This is a genomic window from Actinomadura sp. NPDC047616 (assembly GCF_040642915.1).
GTDB classification, from domain to species: domain Bacteria; phylum Actinomycetota; class Actinomycetes; order Streptosporangiales; family Streptosporangiaceae; genus Spirillospora; species Spirillospora miaoliensis.
Genome location: NZ_JBEYTB010000002.1, coordinates 368,351 through 387,991, shown reverse-complemented (window position 1 = coordinate 387,991; position 19,641 = coordinate 368,351). Strand labels below are relative to the sequence as shown.

Annotated in this window: 18 protein-coding genes, 1 tRNA gene and 2 pseudogenes; 14 read left to right on the top strand and 7 right to left on the bottom strand. The window is 70.4% G+C overall.

All coding sequences use genetic code 11. From position 1 onward, the window contains the following. Positions 1 to 17: 17 nt before the first annotated feature. Both ABZ801_RS06045 and ABZ801_RS06040 read right to left on the bottom strand, forming a co-directional pair. Positions 18 to 458 carry a protein-tyrosine phosphatase family protein gene (locus ABZ801_RS06045; protein ID WP_360693474.1) on the bottom strand — a complete coding sequence of 147 codons (441 nt, stop codon included), beginning with the start codon at positions 456 to 458 and terminating at the stop codon, positions 18 to 20. After that, positions 455 to 1,033: a CGNR zinc finger domain-containing protein gene (locus ABZ801_RS06040; RefSeq protein WP_360693471.1), complete on the bottom strand. Its 579-nt coding sequence runs from the start codon at positions 1,031 to 1,033 to the stop codon at positions 455 to 457. Before ABZ801_RS06040 ends, ABZ801_RS06045 begins: the two co-directional genes overlap by 4 nt. A gap of 499 nt (positions 1,034 to 1,532) precedes the next feature. Between ABZ801_RS06040 and ABZ801_RS06035 the strand changes: the two genes are divergently transcribed. The 5 genes from ABZ801_RS06035 to ABZ801_RS06015 all read left to right on the top strand — a co-directional run bounded on the left by ABZ801_RS06035 (position 1,533) and on the right by ABZ801_RS06015 (position 6,974). Beyond that, positions 1,533 to 2,693 carry an alkaline phosphatase PhoX gene (locus ABZ801_RS06035; RefSeq protein ID WP_360693468.1) on the top strand — a complete coding sequence of 387 codons (1,161 nt, stop codon included), beginning with the start codon at positions 1,533 to 1,535 and terminating at the stop codon, positions 2,691 to 2,693. Between the two features lie 169 nt (positions 2,694 to 2,862). Continuing rightward, entirely contained in the window at positions 2,863 to 3,681 is an 819-nt protein-coding gene (locus ABZ801_RS06030; protein ID WP_360693465.1) for a transporter substrate-binding domain-containing protein, read from the top strand. A 247-nt stretch (positions 3,682 to 3,928) separates the two neighbouring features. Continuing rightward, the gene (locus ABZ801_RS06025; RefSeq protein WP_360693462.1) at positions 3,929 to 5,839 is read left to right on the top strand and encodes a PhoX family phosphatase; all 1,911 of its coding nucleotides are present in this window, start codon (positions 3,929 to 3,931) and stop codon (positions 5,837 to 5,839) included. A gap of 93 nt (positions 5,840 to 5,932) precedes the next feature. After that, on the top strand, positions 5,933 to 6,364 hold the full coding sequence (locus ABZ801_RS06020) for an AraC family transcriptional regulator (protein WP_344952084.1): 432 nt from the start codon (positions 5,933 to 5,935) through the stop codon (positions 6,362 to 6,364). A gap of 154 nt (positions 6,365 to 6,518) precedes the next feature. Continuing rightward, positions 6,519 to 6,974, top strand: coding sequence for a VOC family protein (locus ABZ801_RS06015; RefSeq protein WP_360693459.1), 456 nt, complete (start codon positions 6,519 to 6,521; stop codon positions 6,972 to 6,974). Between the two features lie 75 nt (positions 6,975 to 7,049). Here ABZ801_RS06015 and ABZ801_RS06010 read toward each other — a convergent pair whose 3' ends face one another. After that, positions 7,050 to 8,486 carry an aminotransferase class I/II-fold pyridoxal phosphate-dependent enzyme gene (locus tag ABZ801_RS06010; protein WP_360693456.1) on the bottom strand — a complete coding sequence of 479 codons (1,437 nt, stop codon included), beginning with the start codon at positions 8,484 to 8,486 and terminating at the stop codon, positions 7,050 to 7,052. Between the two features lie 86 nt (positions 8,487 to 8,572). Continuing rightward, a complete protein-coding gene (locus tag ABZ801_RS06005) occupies positions 8,573 to 9,277 on the bottom strand; it encodes a helix-turn-helix domain-containing protein (RefSeq protein ID WP_360693453.1) in 705 nt (234 codons plus the stop codon). A 102-nt stretch (positions 9,278 to 9,379) separates the two neighbouring features. On the opposite strand from ABZ801_RS06005, the gene ABZ801_RS06000 reads away from it, so the two are divergent. From ABZ801_RS06000 to ABZ801_RS05990, 3 genes are all read left to right on the top strand, one after another. After that, positions 9,380 to 9,934, top strand: a complete 555-nt coding sequence (locus ABZ801_RS06000; RefSeq protein ID WP_344952074.1) for a type 1 glutamine amidotransferase domain-containing protein — start codon at positions 9,380 to 9,382, stop codon at positions 9,932 to 9,934. A gap of 332 nt (positions 9,935 to 10,266) precedes the next feature. After that, positions 10,267 to 11,703, top strand: coding sequence for a pyruvate kinase (pyk, locus tag ABZ801_RS05995; RefSeq protein ID WP_360693450.1), 1,437 nt, complete (start codon positions 10,267 to 10,269; stop codon positions 11,701 to 11,703). Positions 11,704 to 11,887: 184 nt separating this feature from the next. Then, positions 11,888 to 12,346 carry an alanine:cation symporter family protein gene (locus ABZ801_RS05990; RefSeq protein WP_360694145.1) on the top strand — a complete coding sequence of 153 codons (459 nt, stop codon included), beginning with the start codon at positions 11,888 to 11,890 and terminating at the stop codon, positions 12,344 to 12,346. 109 nt (positions 12,347 to 12,455) lie between these two features. Here the strand turns inward: ABZ801_RS05990 and ABZ801_RS05985 are convergent, their stop codons facing one another. The 3 genes and pseudogenes from ABZ801_RS05985 to ABZ801_RS05975 all read right to left on the bottom strand — a co-directional run bounded on the left by ABZ801_RS05985 (position 12,456) and on the right by ABZ801_RS05975 (position 13,420). After that, positions 12,456 to 12,779 (bottom strand): hypothetical protein, encoded by a 324-nt coding sequence (locus tag ABZ801_RS05985; protein ID WP_360694175.1) that lies wholly within the window; start codon positions 12,777 to 12,779, stop codon positions 12,456 to 12,458. 339 nt (positions 12,780 to 13,118) lie between these two features. Next, positions 13,119 to 13,238, bottom strand: a pseudogene (locus ABZ801_RS05980) (helix-turn-helix domain-containing protein); the annotation flags it as partial. A 105-nt stretch (positions 13,239 to 13,343) separates the two neighbouring features. After that, positions 13,344 to 13,420: transfer RNA gene (locus tag ABZ801_RS05975), tRNA-Leu, on the bottom strand. Between the two features lie 95 nt (positions 13,421 to 13,515). Here ABZ801_RS05975 and ABZ801_RS05970 point away from each other — a divergent pair. From ABZ801_RS05970 to ABZ801_RS05945, 6 genes and pseudogenes are all read left to right on the top strand, one after another. Continuing rightward, a pseudogene (locus ABZ801_RS05970) lies at positions 13,516 to 14,085 on the top strand (response regulator); the annotation flags it as partial. 459 nt (positions 14,086 to 14,544) lie between these two features. Beyond that, positions 14,545 to 15,726: a branched-chain amino acid ABC transporter substrate-binding protein gene (locus ABZ801_RS05965; protein ID WP_344952066.1), complete on the top strand. Its 1,182-nt coding sequence runs from the start codon at positions 14,545 to 14,547 to the stop codon at positions 15,724 to 15,726. Between the two features lie 119 nt (positions 15,727 to 15,845). Beyond that, positions 15,846 to 16,811 (top strand): branched-chain amino acid ABC transporter permease, encoded by a 966-nt coding sequence (locus ABZ801_RS05960; protein WP_360693446.1) that lies wholly within the window; start codon positions 15,846 to 15,848, stop codon positions 16,809 to 16,811. Then, positions 16,808 to 17,980, top strand: coding sequence for a branched-chain amino acid ABC transporter permease (locus tag ABZ801_RS05955; protein WP_344952060.1), 1,173 nt, complete (start codon positions 16,808 to 16,810; stop codon positions 17,978 to 17,980). The genes ABZ801_RS05960 and ABZ801_RS05955 overlap by 4 nt, the downstream gene beginning before the upstream one ends. Positions 17,981 to 18,054: 74 nt before the next feature. Beyond that, complete coding sequence (locus ABZ801_RS05950; protein ID WP_344952135.1) at positions 18,055 to 18,795, top strand: ABC transporter ATP-binding protein; 741 nt, start codon at positions 18,055 to 18,057, stop codon at positions 18,793 to 18,795. Then, on the top strand, positions 18,785 to 19,603 hold the full coding sequence (locus tag ABZ801_RS05945; RefSeq protein WP_360693442.1) for an ABC transporter ATP-binding protein: 819 nt from the start codon (positions 18,785 to 18,787) through the stop codon (positions 19,601 to 19,603). The genes ABZ801_RS05950 and ABZ801_RS05945 overlap by 11 nt, the downstream gene beginning before the upstream one ends. Positions 19,604 to 19,641 lie beyond the last annotated feature (38 nt).

Sequence of the window (19,641 nt, the reverse complement as noted above, 5' to 3'; positions counted from 1 at the left end):
GCCGGACCGGCTGGTCCTCAACGGGGGAACCGCGTCACCCAGCGGCGTTGCCAGGGGGTTTCGACGGCGCGGGGGTGGTGGTGCTCGCGCGTCCAGGGGACGGCGTCGGACGGGGGGAGACCGGCCAGGACGGCCAGGCAGGCGATGACGGTGCCGGTGCGGCCGACGCCGCCACCGCAGGCGACCTCCACGGCCTCGCCCGCGCGTGCCCGTTCGTGCAGCGCGCGGATCCGCCGGACGGCGTCGTCGCGGTCGCGGGGGAGCAGGAAGTCGGGCCAGTCGATCCAGTGGGACGGCCACGTCAGCAGGTCCTCGTGACGGCGGCGCAGGCGGGACGTGCCCAGGTACAGGCCGAAGTCGGGCGGTGGGCCGTCGGGCGCGGGGTGGCGCAGTCCGCGGCCGCGGATCCACGTGCCGTCGGGGAGCCGGATGGCGCCGTGCAGTCGCGGGGCGTTCACCGGGCCACGCTCCCCAGGCGCCGCCGGGCGCGGTGGTTGGCGACGTTGAGACGGTTGCCGCACAGGTCGGGCATGCAGTAGCGGCGTTTCCCGGCCCGGCTGGTGTCGACGAACACGCCGCGGCAGCCCGGGGCGGCGCAGGAACGGAAACGCTCGCGGCCCAGCGTGCGGACGACGCCGAACAGCCCGACGCCGACGAGCGCCGCCAGTTCGTCGGCCAGCGGGGCGCCGGGGGCCGTCGGGACGTGCCACTGCCACCGGCCGTCGTCGTCGCGGTGCAGCACCGGGGCGAGGGCGGCGCGCCTGACCAGCACGGACGCGCCCGCGACGGCATGCTCCTCGGTCTCGGTCTCCAGGATGACGCGTATCTGCATGCGCAGCACGTGCACCAGGCGGAGGTCGTCGTCGGTCGGCGGCGGCGCGTCGAGCCGCACGTCGTGCTCGGCGAGGAACCGCGCGAGCGCGGCGGTGTCGGGGAGGGCGTCGCCGGTGGTGACGCGCACCGTGGGGGAGGTGTTGACCAGGTCGGACGCCACGGTCGCGCCGGTCGTGTAGTCGCTGAGGGGGATGTTCATGGTCGCGGATTCTCCGTCACTGTAACCGGTCAAGAGAGACTATAGCCATTACGGCCGTGTGTCCGCCGCCGCTCGCGGAAGGTCGCACGGGCCGTCTTCCGGGCAGGGGGCGCCTGCTGCCGGGCGCCCACGGGGGCGTCGGCGGACGGATCGGGACATACCGGGGCATTCGGCGATTCGCCGACCGCGTCGTGATCAGCCTCGCCGTAACACGTTCGCCGGCAGGTGATCAATCCGGCGGGTGCGATCGCGGGAATGGCCTTGGAAGGACGGGGTGTGCCGGGCGTCTTTTCGCTGGCCAATTCGTGCGGTGAGGACGGAATTCGGTACCGGCGGACGGAGAGAAGAGCGGTGGAAAAGCCGCGATGAGGATCGGCCATTCCTGGTACAGGCGGCGTTCATCGAAGCGGCCACCGGAATTTCGCCGCGCCCGGCTTACACTCGGCGAGGCCGCGGCAGCAGATCGTCTTCGCAACCCCCCTTTGAGGAGACATCGTCCATGGAACGTCGCACATTCCTCCGCGCCACGGTGGCCGGGGCCGGAGCCGTCGCCTTCTCCGGCGGGCTCTGGCAGAACGCCGCGCTCGCCGCCCCCGCGCAGAACGCCGCCGGCCCCTACGGCCCGCTGCAGGCCGCCGACGCCAACGGCATCCAGCTCCCCGCCGGGTTCACCAGCCGGGTGGTGGCCCGGTCCAGGCAGACGGTGCCGGGCACCTCCTACACCTGGCACGACGCCCCTGACGGCGGCGCCTGCTTCGCCGACGGCACCGGCTGGATCTACGTGTCCAACTCCGAGGTCGGCGGCGGCGCCGGCGGCGCCTCCGCCCTGCGCTTCGACGCCGGCGGCAACGTCACCTCCGCCTACCGCCTGCTCGGCGGCACCAACACCAACTGCGCGGGCGGCGCCACGCCCTGGAACACCTGGCTGTCGTGCGAGGAGGTCTCCAACGGGCAGGTCTGGGAGACCTACCCCTTCGGCGGCACGGCCGTGGCGCGTCCGGCGATGGGCCGCTTCACCCACGAGGCCGCCGCCGCCGACCCGGTGCGGAAGGTCATCTACATGACCGAGGACAAGAGCGACGGACGGTTCTACCGGTTCGTCCCGTCCACCTGGGGCGACCTGTCGTCGGGCACCCTGCAGGTCCTCGTGGCGGGCTCCGCGACGTCCGGCTCGTTCTCCTGGGCGAACGTGCCCGACCCCGACGGCTCTCCCACCGCCACCCGCTACCAGGTGCCGGGAGCGAAGGTGTTCAACGGAGGCGAGGGCTGCTACTACGCCGACGACACGGTCTGGTTCACCACCAAGGGCGACAACCGCGTCTGGCAGCTCGACCTGGCCGGCGGCACCTACGACCTGGCCTACGACGACAACCTCGTCAACCCCGGCCCCGCGCCGCTGACCGGCGTCGACAACGTCACCGGATCGTCCTTCGGGGACCTGTACGTGGCCGAGGACGGCGGCAACATGGAGATCTGCGTGATCACGCCGGACGACACCATCTCGGTGTTCCTGCGGATCAACGGGCAGAGCGGCTCGGAGATCACCGGACCGGCCTTCAACCCCGCCGGCGACCGCCTGTACTTCTCCTCCCAGCGCGGCACGTCGGGGTCCTCGTCCGGCGGCATCACCTACTGCGTCACCGGACCGTTCCGCACGTGACGCGCGGGCGGCCGCGCGTCCCCGCCGCGCGCGGCCGCCTTCCGCGCGCCCCGGCCGCCACGACGGCCGTCCATGATCGGCCAGGGGCTTGACTGCGGCCGTGGAACGGGAATCATCACTCATGCCCCCGGCCCCTGGTACGCCGGCGTGACCTTTACTGGAGGCCGGAGTGCGCCTGCCGACGCTGATCGTCCTGCTGACCGCGCTGGCGGGTGCGCTGCTGTCCGCGTGCGGGAACGGCGGCGGCGAGTCGCTGCTCCACAAGAAGACCTGGGTGGTCGGCGTGCGGCCCGACCTGCCGGGGCTGGGGCTGCGGCGACCGGACGGCACGTTCGAGGGATTCGACATCGACGTGGCCCGGTATATCGCCCGCGACCTGGGTCGGATGGTCACCTTCGTCCCGGTGCTGGCCGCCGACCGCATTCCGGCGCTGGAAACGAAAAAGGCCGACCTGGTGCTCGCCACCCTTTCGGTCACGCCCGAACGCAAGACCCGGATCGCCTTCGCCGGCCCCTACCTCACCTCCTACCAGGACGTCCTGGTACGCGACGACATGAGAGGCGTCACCGGACTGCGCGACCTGAAGGGCCGCAGATTCTGCGCGGTGGAGGGCTCGGACACCACCAAACGGCTGATGGCGGTCCGGGGAATGACCGCCGCGCTCGTCCCCGCCAAGGACTACGACCGCTGCATGTCCCTGATCCGCGCGAACGGCGTCGACGCGATCACCACCAACGACGTGATCCTCGCGGGACTGGCCAAACGCGCGGGCGGGGGAATGCGGCTGATCGGCGCGCAGATCAGCGAGCAGAACAGCGGAATCGGAATGCGCCGCGGCGACCCCGACGGCTGCGAGGCGCTCAACGGCGCCATCACCCGCATGTACCAGGACGGGACCACCGCCGCGCTGCTGCGCAAGTGGTTCGGCGGCACCGGGCTCGACCGGCGCCCCATCGTCGAGGTGCCCCAGTTCGAAGGCTGCCTGTGACCGCCGCCGTCGGCCTTCCGGATATCACCCGGCCCGGGTGACGCGCGGCCGGGACGAGCCGTACGCGGGCGTCCGCTCACCCGGTGTGGCGGTGGCGGGGGCGAGCGCTGTGACGTGCGGTTGGTCAGGCGTTGTTCATCTGCGATCCGCCGGAACGTTAGTGGAGCGCTCTAGTTTCCCAGTGGCGTTCCGGTGGGCCCCGCCTTCCGGAACGCGGTGAAGAAACGCAGAGTGATGAGGTGCATACATGACCGTCGACCCTGACGACATCAGCTCCAACCCGTCGGGCAACGCGACGTTCGGAGAGATCGTCCAGGCCCGCCTGTCGCGCAGGTCGGCGATCCGCGGCGGCACGCTGCTCGCCGCGGCGGGATTCCTCGGCGCCGGTGTGGGCTCCGGCACGGCGACGGCGGCGGTGACCGCGGCCCCGGCGTCCCACGGCCGTGGCAGGCGCGGCCTGCTCGGGTTCAAGGCCGTCCCCGCCGGCACCGCCGACAAGGTGACCGTCCCCGACGGCTACACGGCCGACGTCCTGATCCCGTGGGGCACGCCGCTCCACTCGCGCGGCCCCCAGTGGAAGAAGGACGCCTCCAACACCGCGGCCGAGCAGGCGCAGCAGATCGGCATGAACCACGACGGCATGCACTTCTTCCCCCTGCGCGGGGGGCACGAGGGCCTGCTGGTGCTCAACCACGAGTACGTGGACCAGGCGCTGCTGTTCCCCGACGGCGACGCCGTGATGACCAAGGAGAAGGTCGACAAGGCCCTGGCCGCCCACGGCGTCAGCGTCGTCAAGGTCGCCCAGGTGAAGGGCCGCTGGCAGCGCGTCGACTCCCGCTACAACCGCAGGGTCACCGGGTCGACCCCCGTGACGTTCTCCGGGCCGGTGCACGCCGCCCACCCCGCGCTGCAGGCCAGGAACCGTCCCATGGGCACGCTCAACAACTGCTCCAGCGGCGCCACCCCCTGGGGCACCTACCTGGCGTGCGAGGAGAACTGGAACAGCTACTTCGGCACCACCGACACCTCCTGGAAGCCGTCCCCCGAACTCGCCCGCTACGGAGTGAACGCCGCGGGCGGCGGCTACAAGTGGCACACCGCCGACTCCCGGTTCGACCTCGCCGTCAACCCCAACGAGACCAACCGGTTCGGCTGGGTCGTCGAGATCGACCCGTTCAACCCGCACCACACGCCCGTCAAGCGCACCGCGCTGGGCCGCGTCAAGCACGAGAGCGCCACCGTCACCGAGTCACGCGGCCGCGTCGTCGTCTACACCGGTGACGACCAGGACGGCGAGTACGTCTACAAGTTCGTCGGCAGCGCGCCCTGGCGCCAGCTGCGCGCGCTCGGCAAGAGCCCCCTCGACCACGGCACGCTCTACGTGGCCAAGTTCAACGACGACGGTTCGGGCACCTGGCTGCCGCTGACGTTCGGCACCGGCCCCCTCACCAAGGCCAACGGCTGGAAGGACCAGGCGGACGTGCTGCTGCGCACCCGCCAGGCCGCCGACGCCGTGGGCGCCACCAAGCTGGACCGTCCCGAATGGGTCGCGGTGCACCCCGGCAACAAGGACGTGTACCTCACCCTCACCAACGGCTCCGGCTGGGACAACAAGGCCAACCCCCGCAAGCCCAACCCCTACGGGCACATCATCCGGTGGCGGGAGAAGCACGGCGACAACACCGCCACCTCCTTCGAGTGGGACATCTTCCTGCTGGCGGGCGACCCCGCCTACGACCCGAAGGTGACGCTGGCGCCCGAGGACGTGTTCGGCTCCCCCGACGGCCTGGGCTTCGACCCCAGCGGCCGCCTGTGGATCGAGACCGACGTGTCCAACTCCTCGCAGAACCTCGCGTCCAAGGGCTACGACAACATCGGCAACAACCAGATGCTCGCGGCGGACCCCCGCACGGGCGAGGTGCGCCGGTTCCTCGTCGGCCCGCGCGGCTGCGAGATCACCGGGTTCACCATGACGCCCGACGGACGCACCCTGTTCGTCAACGTCCAGCACCCGGGCGAGGCGACCACCGCCTGGGGCACGCCGACCCCGGCCGACCCACGCGCGGTCAGCAACTGGCCCGACTTCGACCCGGCGGGCCGCCCCCGCTCGGCCACCCTCGTCATCCGCAAGAAGGACGGCGGCGTCATCGGCACCTGACGCCCGGCGACCCCGACCGCCCGAGGCGACCCCGACCGCCCGAGCCGTCACAGGGCGCGGGCCGCTGTCACAGGCGCTGCCTAGCATCGACACATGGGCAACGCAGTGGTGAGCGGCCCGCGCACCCTGGACACCGGGACCCTGCGCAGGCTCCGCATGGCCAAGGACGCCATGGACCGCGACTGGGCCGAACCCCTGGACGTGGCCGCCGTCGCCGCACGGGCCGGCTACTCCCGCTTCCACTTCGTCCGGCTGTTCCGCGACGCCTACGGCGAGACCCCCGGCCAGTACCTCAGCCGCAGACGCATCGAACGCGCCCAGGACCTGCTGCGCTCGGCCAACATGACCGTCACCGAGATCTGCATGCTCGTCGGCTTCACCAGCCTCGGCACGTTCTGCACCCGCTTCAAGCAGCAGACCGGCATGACCCCCACCGAGTTCCGCGCCCGCCAGCGCGGCACCGGCGTCCCCCCGATCCCGGCGTGCTTCGTCCTCTACTGGGCCGGCGGCTTCCGCGAACCTTGACATCGCCCACCCTTCACGCCCCGCGAGCCCTGGAGTGGAGAACGTCGAGGTCCCGGCGCCGCCGTCGCAATTTTCGAGAAGGCGCGGGCGACGGCGCGCACCTAACGTGGCACCACGAAACGACGCCGCACGCGACAACGCGAAGGAGCCACGAATGATCACCGGACTCGGCATCGCCACCGTATGGGTGCTCGACCAGGACGAGGCCAAGAAGTTCTTCACCGAGAAACTCGGCCTGGAGGTCCGCCACGACGTCTCGTTCGGCGAGGGCGGCATGCGCTGGGTCACCGTCGGCGCCAAGGACCAGCCCGAACTGCAGCTCACCCTCATGGTCCCCGGCCCGCCCACGATGGACCCCGAGTCGGCCGAGCAGATCCGCTCCCTGGTCGCCAAGGGCGTGCTGGGCGCCGGCGCGTTCATCGTGGACGACTGCCAGAAGACCTACGAGCAGTTCTCGGCACGCGGCGTGGACTTCATCCAGAAGCCCGAGAAGCGCCCCTACGGCATCGAGGCGCTGTTCCGCGACAACTCCGGCAACTGGTTCAGCCTCACCCAGCCCACCGGCGAGTTCGACCAGACCGCCGACTGGGATCCCTGCGCGCAGAAGTGACCCGCGGCCGCCCCGCCGCGGCCGCCCGGCTCCGACGACCGGACCCGGGCAGCCGCGCACGGCGGCGGCGCGGGCCTACGCCGTTCCCGGCCGGGCGGCCAACTCCCGGATCACCTCCACCAGCAGCTCGACGTCGGCCTCGGTGGTGCGCCAGTTGACCATGGCGGGACGGAACGCGGTCATTCCCCGGTAGGACGTGGTGCCCGCGTACACCCGGCCGTCAGCGAGCAGGGCCTCGCCCAGGCGGGCGTTCAGCTCGTTCAGCCGCTCCTCCGGCACACCCGGCGGCCGGTACCGGAAGCACACCACGCACAACTGCACCGGCGCCAGCAGCTCCATGTCGGGTGCGCGCTCGACGAGCTCACCCAGGCGGGCCGCCACGTCCAGATGCCGTTCCACCATGGCCCGGTACCCGTCCCGCCCATAGGCGCACAACGTCGCCCATATCGGCAGCGCACGCGCACGCCGCGACGACTCCGGCCCGTAGGTGTTGTAGTCGATCCGCCCGTCACCCGTCGAGGGCTGCTCCAGATACGCCGCGCCCCACGCGCCGAACGCCTGCCGCAGGCGCGCATTGTCGCGGACGAACGAGAACCCCGTGTCGTACGGGACGTTCAACCACTTGTGCCCGTCCACCGTCACCGAATTGGCGCGTTCCACACCCCGGGCCAGATGCGCCGTCCGCGGCGACACCGCGGCGAACATCCCGAACGCCCCGTCGACGTGCAGCCACGCCCCGTGCCGCTCGGCCAGGTCGGCCAGCGCCTCGATGGGGTCGGAACCGCCCGTGTTGACGTCCCCCAGGTTCGCCACGACCACCGCCCGGCCGTCCACCGCCGCCAACGCCCGCTCCATCGCGGCCAGGTCGACCGCTCCGGCGTCGTCGCGGGCGAATACGCGCACCGTGTCGCGCCCGCACCCCAGGATCTGCAGCGCCTTGCGGGTGCTGGCGTGCACCAGCCCGCTACTGAACACCGGCATGACCGGCAGCCCCGTCAACCCCTCGGCGGACACGTCCACCCCGTGCCCCTCCGCCCACCACGACCGCGCCGCCGCCAGCCCCGTCACGTGCGCGAGCGTGGCGCTGGGCGTCACCACGCCCCCGAACGAGGCGGGCAGCCCGAACAGGTCCTTCAGCCACTCGAGCACCGTCGTCTCCAGCCGCGTGGCCAGCGGCGACGCCAGCCACAGCCCGGACACCTGGTCCAGCAGCGAGGTGATCCAGTCACCGGCCATGGCCGCGGGCGTCGCCCCGCCCACCACGAAGTGGAAGAACCGCGGCCCCGACGAATGCGTGGCGGCCTGCGCGCCCACCCGCAGCAGCCGCTCCACCGCCGCCTGCGCGCCCTCCCCCTTGTCCGGCAGCGGCCCCTCCAGCTCGCCGATCAGGGCGTCCCGGCCCCGGTCGTGCACCGGCCGCGTCGGCAGGCTCTCCAGATACGGGCCCGCCGCGTCGGCCACCGTCCGCAGGACCGGCGCAACCCGGTCCTTCTCGTCGAAAGGATCACTCATGCGGCAAGTGAACCAGTGCCGACCCCATCGCGGAAGACCATGATCAACCGCGCTTCCGGCGGAACCGCCCGGAAAACCCCGGCGGTCTACAGAAGCGCGCTGATCGGCACCCCCGCCAGATCACGCACGTCATGCGCCAGATGCGCCTGATCGGCGTAACCGGCGCCATGAGCCACCCCGGCCAGCGGCTCACCCGCCCGCGCCCGGGCAAGAGCACGCTGAAAACGCAGCACCCGCTGCAGCGTCTTCGGCCCGTACCCGAACGCCGCCAGGGCCCGCCGCCGCAACTGCCGCTCACCCAGCCCCAGCATGTCCGCCACCTCCCGCACCGGCTCGCCCCGCGACAACGCCCGCACCACCGCCGGCACGATCGGATCCGGCGGCCCCTCGGCCCGCGCCAGCGCCGCCTTCGTCAGCACCGCATGCGGCGACGACGACCCGGCCATCGCCTCCCCCAGACGGTCGGCGTCCGCCCCCCACAGATCCCGCAGTGGCAGCCGCCCGTCCCGCACCGCGTCCGCCGGCATCCCCAGCACCGGCGGCGCCGCCCCCGGACCGAACCGGATCGCGACCAGACGCTCACCCGGCCGCAGCTCCGGCAGGTGCGGGCCGGTGTCCGGGCCCGCCACGGTCACCCGCGCGTCCTCACTCCACCAGATCAGGTCCACGCACCCGTCCGGCACCACCCGCTGCACATGCGACCCCGCGTCCGGGGCCACCTCATGCGACCACAGGCACACCAGACCCGACCCGGGCGGAGCCGGGTCCTCGCGGTAGCGCGCGACGCCCATCACGTCCCTGCCTATCACCGCATACCGACATCACTGCATACGGACCCCGCATACGGGCAGGGGGACCGGTGGCCGACCACAAGCGAGAAGGAGGTCACCGTCATGGCCACCGATCTGCAGGGCAAGACCATCGCCTTCCTCGTCGCGCCCGAAGGCGTCGAGCAGGTCGAGCTCACCGAACCGTGGACCGCCATCGAACAGGCCGGCGGCCGACCGCGCCTGGTCTCCACCGAGGCGGGCCACGTCCAGGCATTCAACCACCTCGACAAGGCCGACACCTTCGACGTCGACACCACCGTCGACGACGCCGACCCCGCCTCGTTCCACGCGCTGGTGCTGCCCGGCGGCGTCGCCAACCCCGACTTCCTGCGCATGCAGCCCAAGGCCGTCGCGTTCGCCAAGGCCTTCTTCGACGCGGGCAAGCCGGTGGCCGCCATCTGCCACGCGCCGTGGACGCTCATCGAGGCCGACGTCGTCCGCGGCCGCACCCTCACCTCCTGGCCCAGCCTGCAGACCGACCTGCGCAACGCCGGCGCCACCTGGGTCGACGAGGAGGTCCAGATCTGCCAGGGCGGCCCCAACACCCTGGTCACCAGCCGCAAACCCGACGACCTCAAGGCCTTCTGCCAGGCCGCCGTCGAAGCCTTCCGCGCCTGACCGCCCCGCGGCGCCCGCGCCGACGCCCCGCCGCCCCGGCCGAACCGGCGGGCGCGACGCCGCCGGCGACCCCGCCCGGCGGCGATCTCCGCGAGCCCACGCCCCCGGCCGCCGGGGGCGTGGGCGTGTCGGGGTTTGTGCGGCGTGTTGTGGGGGTTGCGATCGTGGGCCCACGGCGGCGGACGGCAGGGGCGCAGGCCGCCGCGAACGGCGCAGGAGACGGGTTCCAGGCCGGTGGTCTAGACCCTTGCCCTAGACCAGTCGATGAATCTTGGACGACCGTATCCTGCACGAATATCCGTACTGGCAGGTAACTAAGTAGCGTTGTGCACGTGACCCGTCGAGCGAAGATTGTCAGCACCATCGGTCCCGCCTGCTCCAGCGAGGAGCAGATCCACGCGCTCGTGGAGGCCGGCATCGACGTCGCCCGCCTCAACATGAGCCACGGCGAACACGCCGTCCACGAGCAGGTCTACCACCGCCTGCGAGCCGCCGCCGAGGCCACCGGCCGCGGCGTCGGCATCCTGGCCGACCTGCAGGGCCCAAAGATCCGCGTCGGACGCTTCCCCGACGGGCCGGTACGCCTGACCCTCGGGGACGAGTTCACCATCACCACCGAGGACGTCCCCGGCAACCGCCAGCAGGTCTCCACCACCTACCAGGGCCTGCCCGGCGACGTCGCCCCCGGCGACACCATCCTCGTCGACGACGGCCGCGTCGCACTCCGCGTCACCGAGGTCGACGGCCCCCGCGTGCGCACCACCGTCACCGTCGGCGGCATGGTCTCCGACAACAAGGGCCTCAACCTGCCCGGCGTCCCCGTCAGCGTCCCCGCCCTCACCGACAAGGACGAGACCGACCTGCGCTGGGCCCTGCGCCTCGGCGTCGACATGGTCGCCCTGTCCTTCGTCCGCACCCCCGAGGACGCCGCCATCTGCTACCAGATCATGGACGAGGAGGGCGTCCGCGTCCCCCTCATCGCCAAGATCGAAAAACCGCAGGCCGTGGAACGCCTCCCCGAGATCGTCGCCGCCTTCGACGGCATCATGGTCGCCCGCGGCGACCTCGGCGTCGAACTGCCCCTCGAACAGGTCCCGATCGTCCAGAAGCGCGCCATCGAACTGTGCCGCGAGAAGGCCCGCCCCGTCATCGTGGCCACCCAGATGCTCGACTCGATGATCTCCTCGCCGCGGCCCACCCGCGCCGAGACCTCCGACGTCGCCAACGCCGTCTTCGAAGGCGCCGACGCCGTCATGCTGTCCGGCGAGACCAGCGTCGGCCAGTACCCCATCGAGTCCGTCCAGACCATGAGCCGCATCGTCGAGACCGCCGAGAAGGCGTCCCTGCAGGCCACCCACACCCTCGCCCGCATCCCCGAAACCGTCGGCGGAGCCATCGCCCGCGCCGCCGCCGAAGTCGGCGCCATCGTCGGCGCCGAGGCCCTCGTCGCCTTCACCATGTCCGGCGAGACCGCCCGCCGCCTGTCGCGCTACCGCTCACCCATCCCGCTGCTCGCCTTCACCTCCGTCCCCGCCACCCGCGGCCGCCTCGCCCACGTCTGGGGCGTCGAAACGTTCATCGTCCCCCACGTCGACCACACCGACGAGATGTTCCGCCAGGTCGAACAGGCCCTCCTCGAAATCGGACGCTGCCAGAAGGGCGACCGCGTCGTCGTCGTCGCCGGCTCGCCCCCCGGCACCCCCGGCTCCACCAACGCCCTGCGCGTCCTGCGCATCGGCGACGCCATCGCCGGCGCCCTGCGCGAATGACCACACAAGCACCACACGGGGGACGATCGGCCAAGTAACTGCTCGCGCACCACCATTCACAACCGCGTGACCACCCGTCCACGGTCCAGGGAATTGTGCGGAATTGTGCTCTCTCGTCCCCCTGGTGGTGCGGTGACCTCGATCGAGAACTTCCCGACAGACCCGGCGACTTCACCAGGAGACCCTGGCTCCTCACCCCTTCCTCCTGGAGACCGGCGCCTACCTGACCACCATCCCGCGCGGACTGCAGATCCACCGCTCCCGCCTGGCGTGCTGGCTCCCCTTCGTCAAACACTCCACCGAAGGCGACATCTCCCACCACCAGGCACTCGCCACCACCCTCGCCACCACCGTCGGCGTCGCCACCACCATCTTCCTCAGCAGCTCCGGCGCCGTCTTCTGGACGTGGCGCACCGGCCTGATCGGCATGGCCCCCAAGTACAGCGAGGCATTCCTCGGTATCCGCTTCCACCGCGACGCCGCCGGAGAACAGAGCGGGCCGGTGTTTGCGGGGCATGGACGCGCCGGTCAGTACTTGGCGCCCACGAACTCATCCAGCCGCGCCACCGTCTCCCTCCGCACCACCGTTGGCGTCGCCACCGCCGTCTGCCGGGCGGTCTTCTGGTGTGGTGGATCGGGCTGATCGGCTTGGCCGCCAAGCGCAGCGGGGCGTTCCTTGGTGTCTGCTTCCGCCGCACTGACGTCGTCGATGAACAGAGGGGGTGGGTGTTGTGGCGACGTGGATGCGCCGGTCAGTATTTGGGGCCCACAAACTCGTCCAGCCGCGCCACCGCCTCCCTCCGCGCCACCGAGATGTTCTTACGGTTCATCTGTCTCCACGCGATGTCGAGCCGGTCGAGCGCGTTCGTAAAGATCCGCTGAATGTCCTTGGACTCGTTGCTGAAGGTGTAGCGGGGGTACTCGTACCAGCGGTCACCGTCCTTGAGCGGCCGACGGACGCGGTTCATGCTCCGGCAGCCGTCCGAATGGATCAGACCGCGGATGAACTCCTCGGTGTGCTCGTCGACGATCTCCTGCTGCCAGTCCGCCAGCTCGATCTTCCGCGTGTGCTTCATACCGGGCCCGTGCTGTGGGAACAGGCATGGCCAGTGCTTTGACGTGGCACGGAGAACGATGCAACCGGTTCTGTGGCGTCGCCCTACCTGGAGGCCCGGCATGACCTGGGTGATGACAGTGGCCGCAGCGTCGAGAAGCCCAGGCCATTTCTCGCTGCAGGCGAGCTCAAACCTGTAGCCGCCCTGCTCCTTTGGTCGCGTGCTGACGATGTGCCCGTCCCCCAGATAGAGGCCGAAGAGGTAGGCGTACGCCCGGTGATCTAGGTTGCGACCGTGACAGCGTGGGCAGGGGCTCTTGGGCGTTCCGATGCGCGTCCGGGAGCCAGGGCCTCGCCGGGTGCCGTGGCGCCACTTGCGAACCGCTGAGACGGAGACGCCGCATAACTGGGCGACCGTTCGGTCTGTGAGGCCCTGAGCCTTGAGCTGAAGAGCGCGATCAACGATGTCTCTGTCATACATGGGGGGATCGTCGCAGAGAGCTACGACAAAACCACAGGGCGTCATGGGTGGAGCTCTGCGCACTCAGGTAAAAGCCGCCGTCCTTTTAGGGGGGCGGCCGTGAGGTGGTGCCCCGAGTGGGATTCGAACCCACACTGAACGGTGTTTGAGACCGCACTCTCTGCCAATTGGAGTATCGGGGCAGGTTCCGAGCAATTCGGACATCTCTATGAAGCTGCGAGCTTGGCAGGTCTAGGGCGACCTGCCGCAGACCAGAGTAGCGGGTCCCGGTAGTCTCGTGCGCGTGACGCAGAGCGCTCGGCGAGTTGTGATCGCAGAAGATGAGGCCCTGATCCGCCTGGACCTCAAGGAGATGCTCCAGGAGGACGGGTACGAGGTCGTCGGGGAGGCCGGGGACGGGGAGGCCGCCGTCCGGCTGGCCACCGATCTGCGGCCGGACCTGGTCATCCTCGACGTCAAGATGCCCGTGCTGGACGGCATCTCGGCGGCCGAGCGGATCTCCGCCGAGCGGATCGCGCCGGTGGTGATCCTCACCGCGTTCTCGCAGCGCGAGCTGGTGCAGCGGGCCACCGAGGCGGGCGCGATGGCGTACCTGGTCAAGCCGTTCACCAAGACGGACCTGGCGCCGGCGATCGAGATGGCGGTCAGCCGGTACACCGAGCTGCGGGCGCTGGAGGCCGAGGTCGCCGGGCTGCAGGATCGGCTGGAGACCCGCAAGATCGTCGATCGGGCCAAGGGGCTGCTGCAGGCGGCCAACGGGTGGACCGAGCCGGAGGCGTTCCGCTGGATTCAGAAGACCTCGATGGACCGCAGGCTGACCATGCGCGCGGTGGCCGAGGCGGTGCTGGCCGGGGCCGCGGGGGAGAGTCCCGCGAGGTCCGCCGGTGAGGCGGGGTCCAGGCCTTCGGGGGGCGGTAACGCCAGGCCCGCCGGGGGGAGTGACGCCGGGCCGCGCGGGTCCGCGGCCTCCGGTGGGGAGGGCGACGTGAACGCCAGGTCGAATGGTGGGAGCGGCCCGCGGCCCGGTGGTGCGGCGCAGGGTTGAGCCGCGCAGGCTGAGCGGCGCATATCGTCCGCAGGTGCGGTGGCGGTCACTGTGCGTGATGGCCGCTGGTGATGGCGGGGTTTTTTGGGCACGGAGCCGTAACGACTGAGTAACCCTTCTGTCCGGGGGTGCTGTTCTGGCGAGGGTCATCGGTGTACGACATACCTGGCCCCCGAGTGACCGATATCTCCCCCTCGACGTCGGTGCCGGGGTTGGACTCGTACCCGATCCCTTCCGGATCCGGATGGAAAGGTTGGCACCTTGCGGCGCAACATGATGAGGGTCACCGGTGCGGTGGCGATGAGCGCGGTGCTGGCGCTCGGTGCCGTCGCCTGCGGCGGCGATGACGGCGGCAGCGGCGGTGGCGACGGCGACAGCGTCACCATCGGGTTCATGGGGGATCTCACCGGCGAGAACTCGGGCCTGGTGATTCCGCCCAAGCAGGGCGCCCAGCTGGCGATCGACCAGTACAACGCGAAGAACCCCAAGGTCAAGATCAACTTTAAGACCTACGACAGCCAGGGCAAGCCGGACCAGGCCAGCCCGCTGGTGCAGGGCGCGATCAAGAACGACAAGATCGTGGCGCTGATCGGGCCGGCGTTCTCGGGTGAGTCGCAGGCCACCGGGCCGATCCTGGAGGAGGCCGGGGTGCCGAGCGTGTCGCCGTCGGCGACCGACGTCACGCTGGCCCAGAAGGGCTGGAAGTTCTGGCACCGGGTGGTGGCCGACGACGCGGTGCAGGCCGCGGGCGCCGCCGAGTTCATCAGCGGCTCGCTGCAGGCCAAGAAGGTCTTCACCGTCCACGACAAGCAGGTCTACGGCAAGGGCCTGGCGGACGCGATCGCCAAGGCCGTGCAGGCCAAGGGCGCGCAGACCGGCACCGAGGGTGTGGACGACAAGGCCACCGACTACTCGTCCACGGTGAACAAGATCAAGCAGTTCAACCCGGACGTGGTGTACTACGGCGGCTACTACTCGGTGGCGGGGCGGCTGTTCAAGCAGCTGCGCGAGGCCGGGTACCAGGGCAAGGTGATGTCGGGCGACGGCTCGGTGGCGACCGGTCTGATCGACGGCGCGGGTGAGAAGAACGCGCAGGGCGCGCTGCTGTCGTGCGGGTGCATCATCGACGCGTCGGGCAAGAGCAGCAAGACGGCCGCGGACTTCGCCGCCGCCTACAAGCAGAAGTACAACGCCGACGTGGCGATCTACTCGGCGGAGGGTTACGACGCGGCGACCGCGCTGATCAAGGCGGTCGAGGCGGGCAAGACCGACTCCAAGTCGATCAACGAGTTCCTGAAGACCGTCAGCTTCGAGGGCGCGGGCAAGCAGATCAAGTTCGCGGAGAACGGTGCGCTGGCGACCCAGGACATCTTCATCTACGAGGTGAAGGACAAGACGATTCCGCTGCTGGGCAACAGCAAGGAGGCCAAGGCCACCAGCTGAGGCGGATGACGCCCTGCTCGGCCCGTGCTCTCGGCGAGGACGACTCGTGAGGGCGACATGTTGGCGTGGGAGCGGGAGTGCCACGAGCGCTCCCGCTCCCTTCCACAAAGGCTCCTAAGGTGTTCGAAGACTTCATCTCACAGTTCTGGCCGTCGACCATCGACGGCTTGGCGTTGGGCGCGATCTACGCGCTCGTCGCCCTTGGGTACACGATGGTCTACGGCGTGCTGCGGCTGATCAATTTCGCGCACGCGGAGATCTTCATGGTCGGTACGTTCGCCGCGCTGGGCACGGTGCAGTTGCTGGGCGTGTCGGAGGTGGGCGGCGTCGCGCTGATCGGCGTGGTGGCGCTGACGGCGGTGGTGGCGGCCGTGGTGTCCGGCGGCGGGGCGATGCTGCTGGAGCTGGTGGCGTACCGGCCGTTGCGCAAGAAGGGGGCGTCGCGGCTGGCGGCGCTGATCTCGGCGATCGGTGCGTCGATCTTCCTGCAGCAGCTGTTCGCGACGCTGGTGGTCCCGGCGGTGTTCGGCACCTCGAAGGAGGGCGGGCGGCTGCCGGTGGACGAGCACTTCGTGTCGCGCAGCAACGTCATCGACGTGGGGCCGATCCAGGTCAGCAGCGACAAGTTGATCATCTTCGTCGGGGCGATCCTGATGATGGTGGCGCTGGACCAGTTCGTGAACCGCACGCGGCTGGGCCGGGGCATCCGGTCGACGGCGCAGGACCCGGAGACGGCGGTGTTGATGGGTGTCAACATCGACCGGGTGGTGTCGGTGACGTTCCTGGTGGGCGGCGCGATGGCGGGTGTCGCGGCGGCGCTGTACTTCCTGCGGTTCGAGCAGGCGTGGTACTTCACGGGGTTCCTGCTGGGCATCAAGGCGTTCACGGCTGCGGTGCTGGGCGGTATCGGGAACATCCGCGGGGCGCTGGTCGGCGGCTTCGCGCTCGGGCTGTTCGAGATGTACGGTTCGAGCCTGTTCGGGTCGGAGTGGCGGGACGTCGTGGCGTTCTCGGTGCTGATCCTTGTCCTCATGTTCCGTCCCACCGGCATTCTCGGTGAGTCTCTTCAGCAGGCGCGCGCATGAACCTGACAAAGAACCTCAAGGGCAATGGCGGGTCGCGGGCCGGGAGGCTGTCGCTGGACCCGGTGCGGGACTGGTGGGCGTCGGCGCCCGGCGGGGTGCGCTGGACGGTGTACCTGCTGCTGGTGGTCGGGGCGCTGGTGCTGCCGAGCGAGTCGATCGGGTCGTTCATGGCGCCGGGCGGCAGCGACTGGCCGACGATGCTGAGCGACCAGATCGGCATCTACGTGCTGCTGGCGCTGGGGCTGAACGTGGTGGTCGGCATGGCCGGCCTGCTCGACCTGGGGTATGTGGCGTTCTACGCCGTGGGCGGGTACACGATCGGCATCTTCGCCTCCAAGTACGGGTGGAGCTTCTGGGAGACGCTGGTCCTGGCGATCCTGCTGGCGGCGCTGTCGGGGGTGATCCTGGGTGCGCCGACGCTGCGGCTGCGCGGGGACTACCTGGCGATCGTGACGCTGGGGTTCGGTGAGATCGTCAAGCAGACGGCGGCCAACAGCGACTACGTCAACGGGCCGCGGGGCATCCAGGGGATTCCGCATCCGCCGTCGCTGTCGGAGTTCGAGATCCTCGGTGTGCAGCCGCTGAAGTACGGGCTGCTGGACTCGCGGCCGTACTACTACCTGCTGGTGTTCTTCATCGTCCTGACGATCATCTTCATCAAGCGGATGGAGAACAGCCGGGTGGGCCGGTCGTGGGCGGCGATCCGGGAGGACGAGGACGCGGCTGAGCTGATGGGCGTGCCGACGTTCCGGTTCAAGCTGGCGGCGTTCGCGATCGGCGCGGCGATCGGCGGCAGCGGCGGCGTGGTGTTCGCGGCCAAGCAGACGTCGATCAACCCGGAGAACTTCGTGTTCCTGGTGTCGGCGCTGATCCTGGCGTCGGTGGTGCTGGGCGGCTCGGGCAACATCCCGGGTGTGATCCTTGGCGCGTTCATGCTGGCGTGGCTGCCGGAGCGGTTCCGGGAGCTGCAGGACTACCGGATGCTGCTGTTCGGTGCGGCGCTGGTGGTGATGATGGTGTTCCGTCCGGAGGGCCTGTGGCCGTCGCGGCGCCGTAAGGCGGAGCTGGAGGAGGGCACCGGCGGAATGGGCAGCATGGGCGCCGAGGTCGCGGGTCCGGCCACCGCGGGCGCGGGTGTCGCGGGCAAGGCCGCGGAGGTGGAGAAGTGAGCGAGGCTTCGCAGGGCGCCGTGGCCGCGGGGAAGCCGGCGGGCACGCCGGTGCTGGAGCTGCAGGACGTGACGATGCGCTTCGGTGGCGTCGTGGCGTTGAACAAGGTGGCGTTGCGGATCGACAAGGGGGAGATCTTCGCCCTGATCGGTCCGAACGGCGCGGGGAAGACCACGGTGTTCAACGTCACGACCGGGGTGTACCGGCCGAGCGAGGGGCGCGTGGTGTTCGACGGCACGCGCATCGACGGCAAGAAGCGGTTCACGGTCACCAAGCTGGGGGTGGCGCGGACGTTCCAGAACGTGCGGCTGTTCCACAACATGACGGCGTTGGAGAACGTCATGGTGGGGGCGGACGCGCATCACCGCACCGGGTTCGTGGGCGCGGGGCTGGGGTTGCCGTGGCATCGGCGTGAGGAGCGCGAGGGCCGGGCCAAGGCGCGGGAGCTGCTGGAGTTCGTGGGCATTCCGCACCGGGGCGACGAGGCGGCCAAGAACCTGCCGTACGGCGACCAGCGGCGGCTGGAGATCGCGCGGGCGCTGGCGACCGATCCGAAGCTGCTGCTGCTGGACGAGCCGGCCGCGGGCATGAACCCGGCGGAGAAGATCGAGCTGCAGGAGCTGATCCGGAAGATCCGCGATTCGGGCCGGACGGTGCTGCTGATCGAGCACGACATGGGCCTGGTCATGGGGATCAGCGACCGGATCGCGGTGCTGGACTTCGGTCAGAAGATCGCCGAGGGCCTGCCCGCGGAGGTGCAGAACGACCCGCGGGTCATCGAGGCGTACCTGGGAGCCGCAGCCGATGCTTCTTGAGATTTCCGACATCCACGTCCACTACGGCAAGATCGCCGCGCTGAAGGGCGTGTCGGCGGAGGTGGACCAGGGCGAGATCGTCACGCTGATCGGCGCCAACGGTGCCGGGAAGACGACGACGCTGAAGACGATCTCCGGGCTGCGGCCGTTGTCGGCGGGCCGGATCGTGTTCGACGGGCAGGACATCAGCCGGATGCCGGGGCACAAGCGGGTGCTGGCGGGCATCGGGCAGGCTCCTGAGGGGCGGGGCATCTTCCCCGGCATGACCGTGGAGGAGAACCTGCTGATGGGCGCGTACGCCCGTAAGGGCGACGTGTCCAAGGAGCTGAAGGAGGTGTACGAGCTGTTCCCGCGGCTGGCCGAGCGCAAGGGCCAGGCGGGCGGCACGATGTCGGGCGGCGAGCAGCAGATGCTGGCGATCGGGCGGGCGATGATGGCCGACCCGAAGGTGCTGCTGCTGGACGAGCCGTCGATGGGGCTGGCGCCGCTGCTGGTGCAGCAGATCTTCTCGATCATCCAGGAGATCAACCGGCGGGGCTGCACGGTGCTGCTGGTGGAGCAGAACGCGCAGCAGGCGTTGCAGATCGCGCACCGTGCGTACGTGCTGGAGACGGGGCGGGTGGTCAAGTCCGCCGCCGCCCACGACCTGCTGGACGACCCCGAGGTCAGGGCCGCCTATCTGGGCGGTGACCTGGGTGAGGCGGCCGCGTCGCCGGCTGCGGAGCGGGTGCCCGAGCCGCGCTCGGGCGAGGACGCCGACGCCGCCGCGGACGACACCGTCGTCGACGACGACGCCCGCAAGGACTGACCTGCTGCTGGTCCTGCCGCCCCCCGGCCCGGGTTCGC

Excerpts from the sequence above, each read along its gene's own strand:
- ABZ801_RS06040 (WP_360693471.1), bottom strand. The coding sequence starts at position 1,033 with ATGAACATCCCCCTCAGCGACTACACGACCGGCGCGACCGTGGCGTCC.
- ABZ801_RS06035 (WP_360693468.1), top strand. The coding sequence starts at position 1,533 with ATGGAACGTCGCACATTCCTCCGCGCCACGGTGGCCGGGGCCGGAGCC.
- ABZ801_RS06025 (WP_360693462.1), top strand. The coding sequence starts at position 3,929 with ATGACCGTCGACCCTGACGACATCAGCTCCAACCCGTCGGGCAACGCG.
- ABZ801_RS06020 (WP_344952084.1), top strand. The coding sequence starts at position 5,933 with ATGGGCAACGCAGTGGTGAGCGGCCCGCGCACCCTGGACACCGGGACC.
- ABZ801_RS06015 (WP_360693459.1), top strand. The coding sequence starts at position 6,519 with ATGATCACCGGACTCGGCATCGCCACCGTATGGGTGCTCGACCAGGAC.
- ABZ801_RS06010 (WP_360693456.1), bottom strand. The coding sequence starts at position 8,486 with ATGAGTGATCCTTTCGACGAGAAGGACCGGGTTGCGCCGGTCCTGCGG.
- ABZ801_RS06005 (WP_360693453.1), bottom strand. The coding sequence starts at position 9,277 with ATGGGCGTCGCGCGCTACCGCGAGGACCCGGCTCCGCCCGGGTCGGGT.
- ABZ801_RS06000 (WP_344952074.1), top strand. The coding sequence starts at position 9,380 with ATGGCCACCGATCTGCAGGGCAAGACCATCGCCTTCCTCGTCGCGCCC.
- ABZ801_RS05985 (WP_360694175.1), bottom strand. The coding sequence starts at position 12,779 with ATGAAGCACACGCGGAAGATCGAGCTGGCGGACTGGCAGCAGGAGATC.
- ABZ801_RS05955 (WP_344952060.1), top strand. The coding sequence starts at position 16,808 with ATGAACCTGACAAAGAACCTCAAGGGCAATGGCGGGTCGCGGGCCGGG.
- ABZ801_RS05950 (WP_344952135.1), top strand. The coding sequence starts at position 18,055 with ATGCGCTTCGGTGGCGTCGTGGCGTTGAACAAGGTGGCGTTGCGGATC.
- ABZ801_RS05945 (WP_360693442.1), top strand. The coding sequence starts at position 18,785 with ATGCTTCTTGAGATTTCCGACATCCACGTCCACTACGGCAAGATCGCC.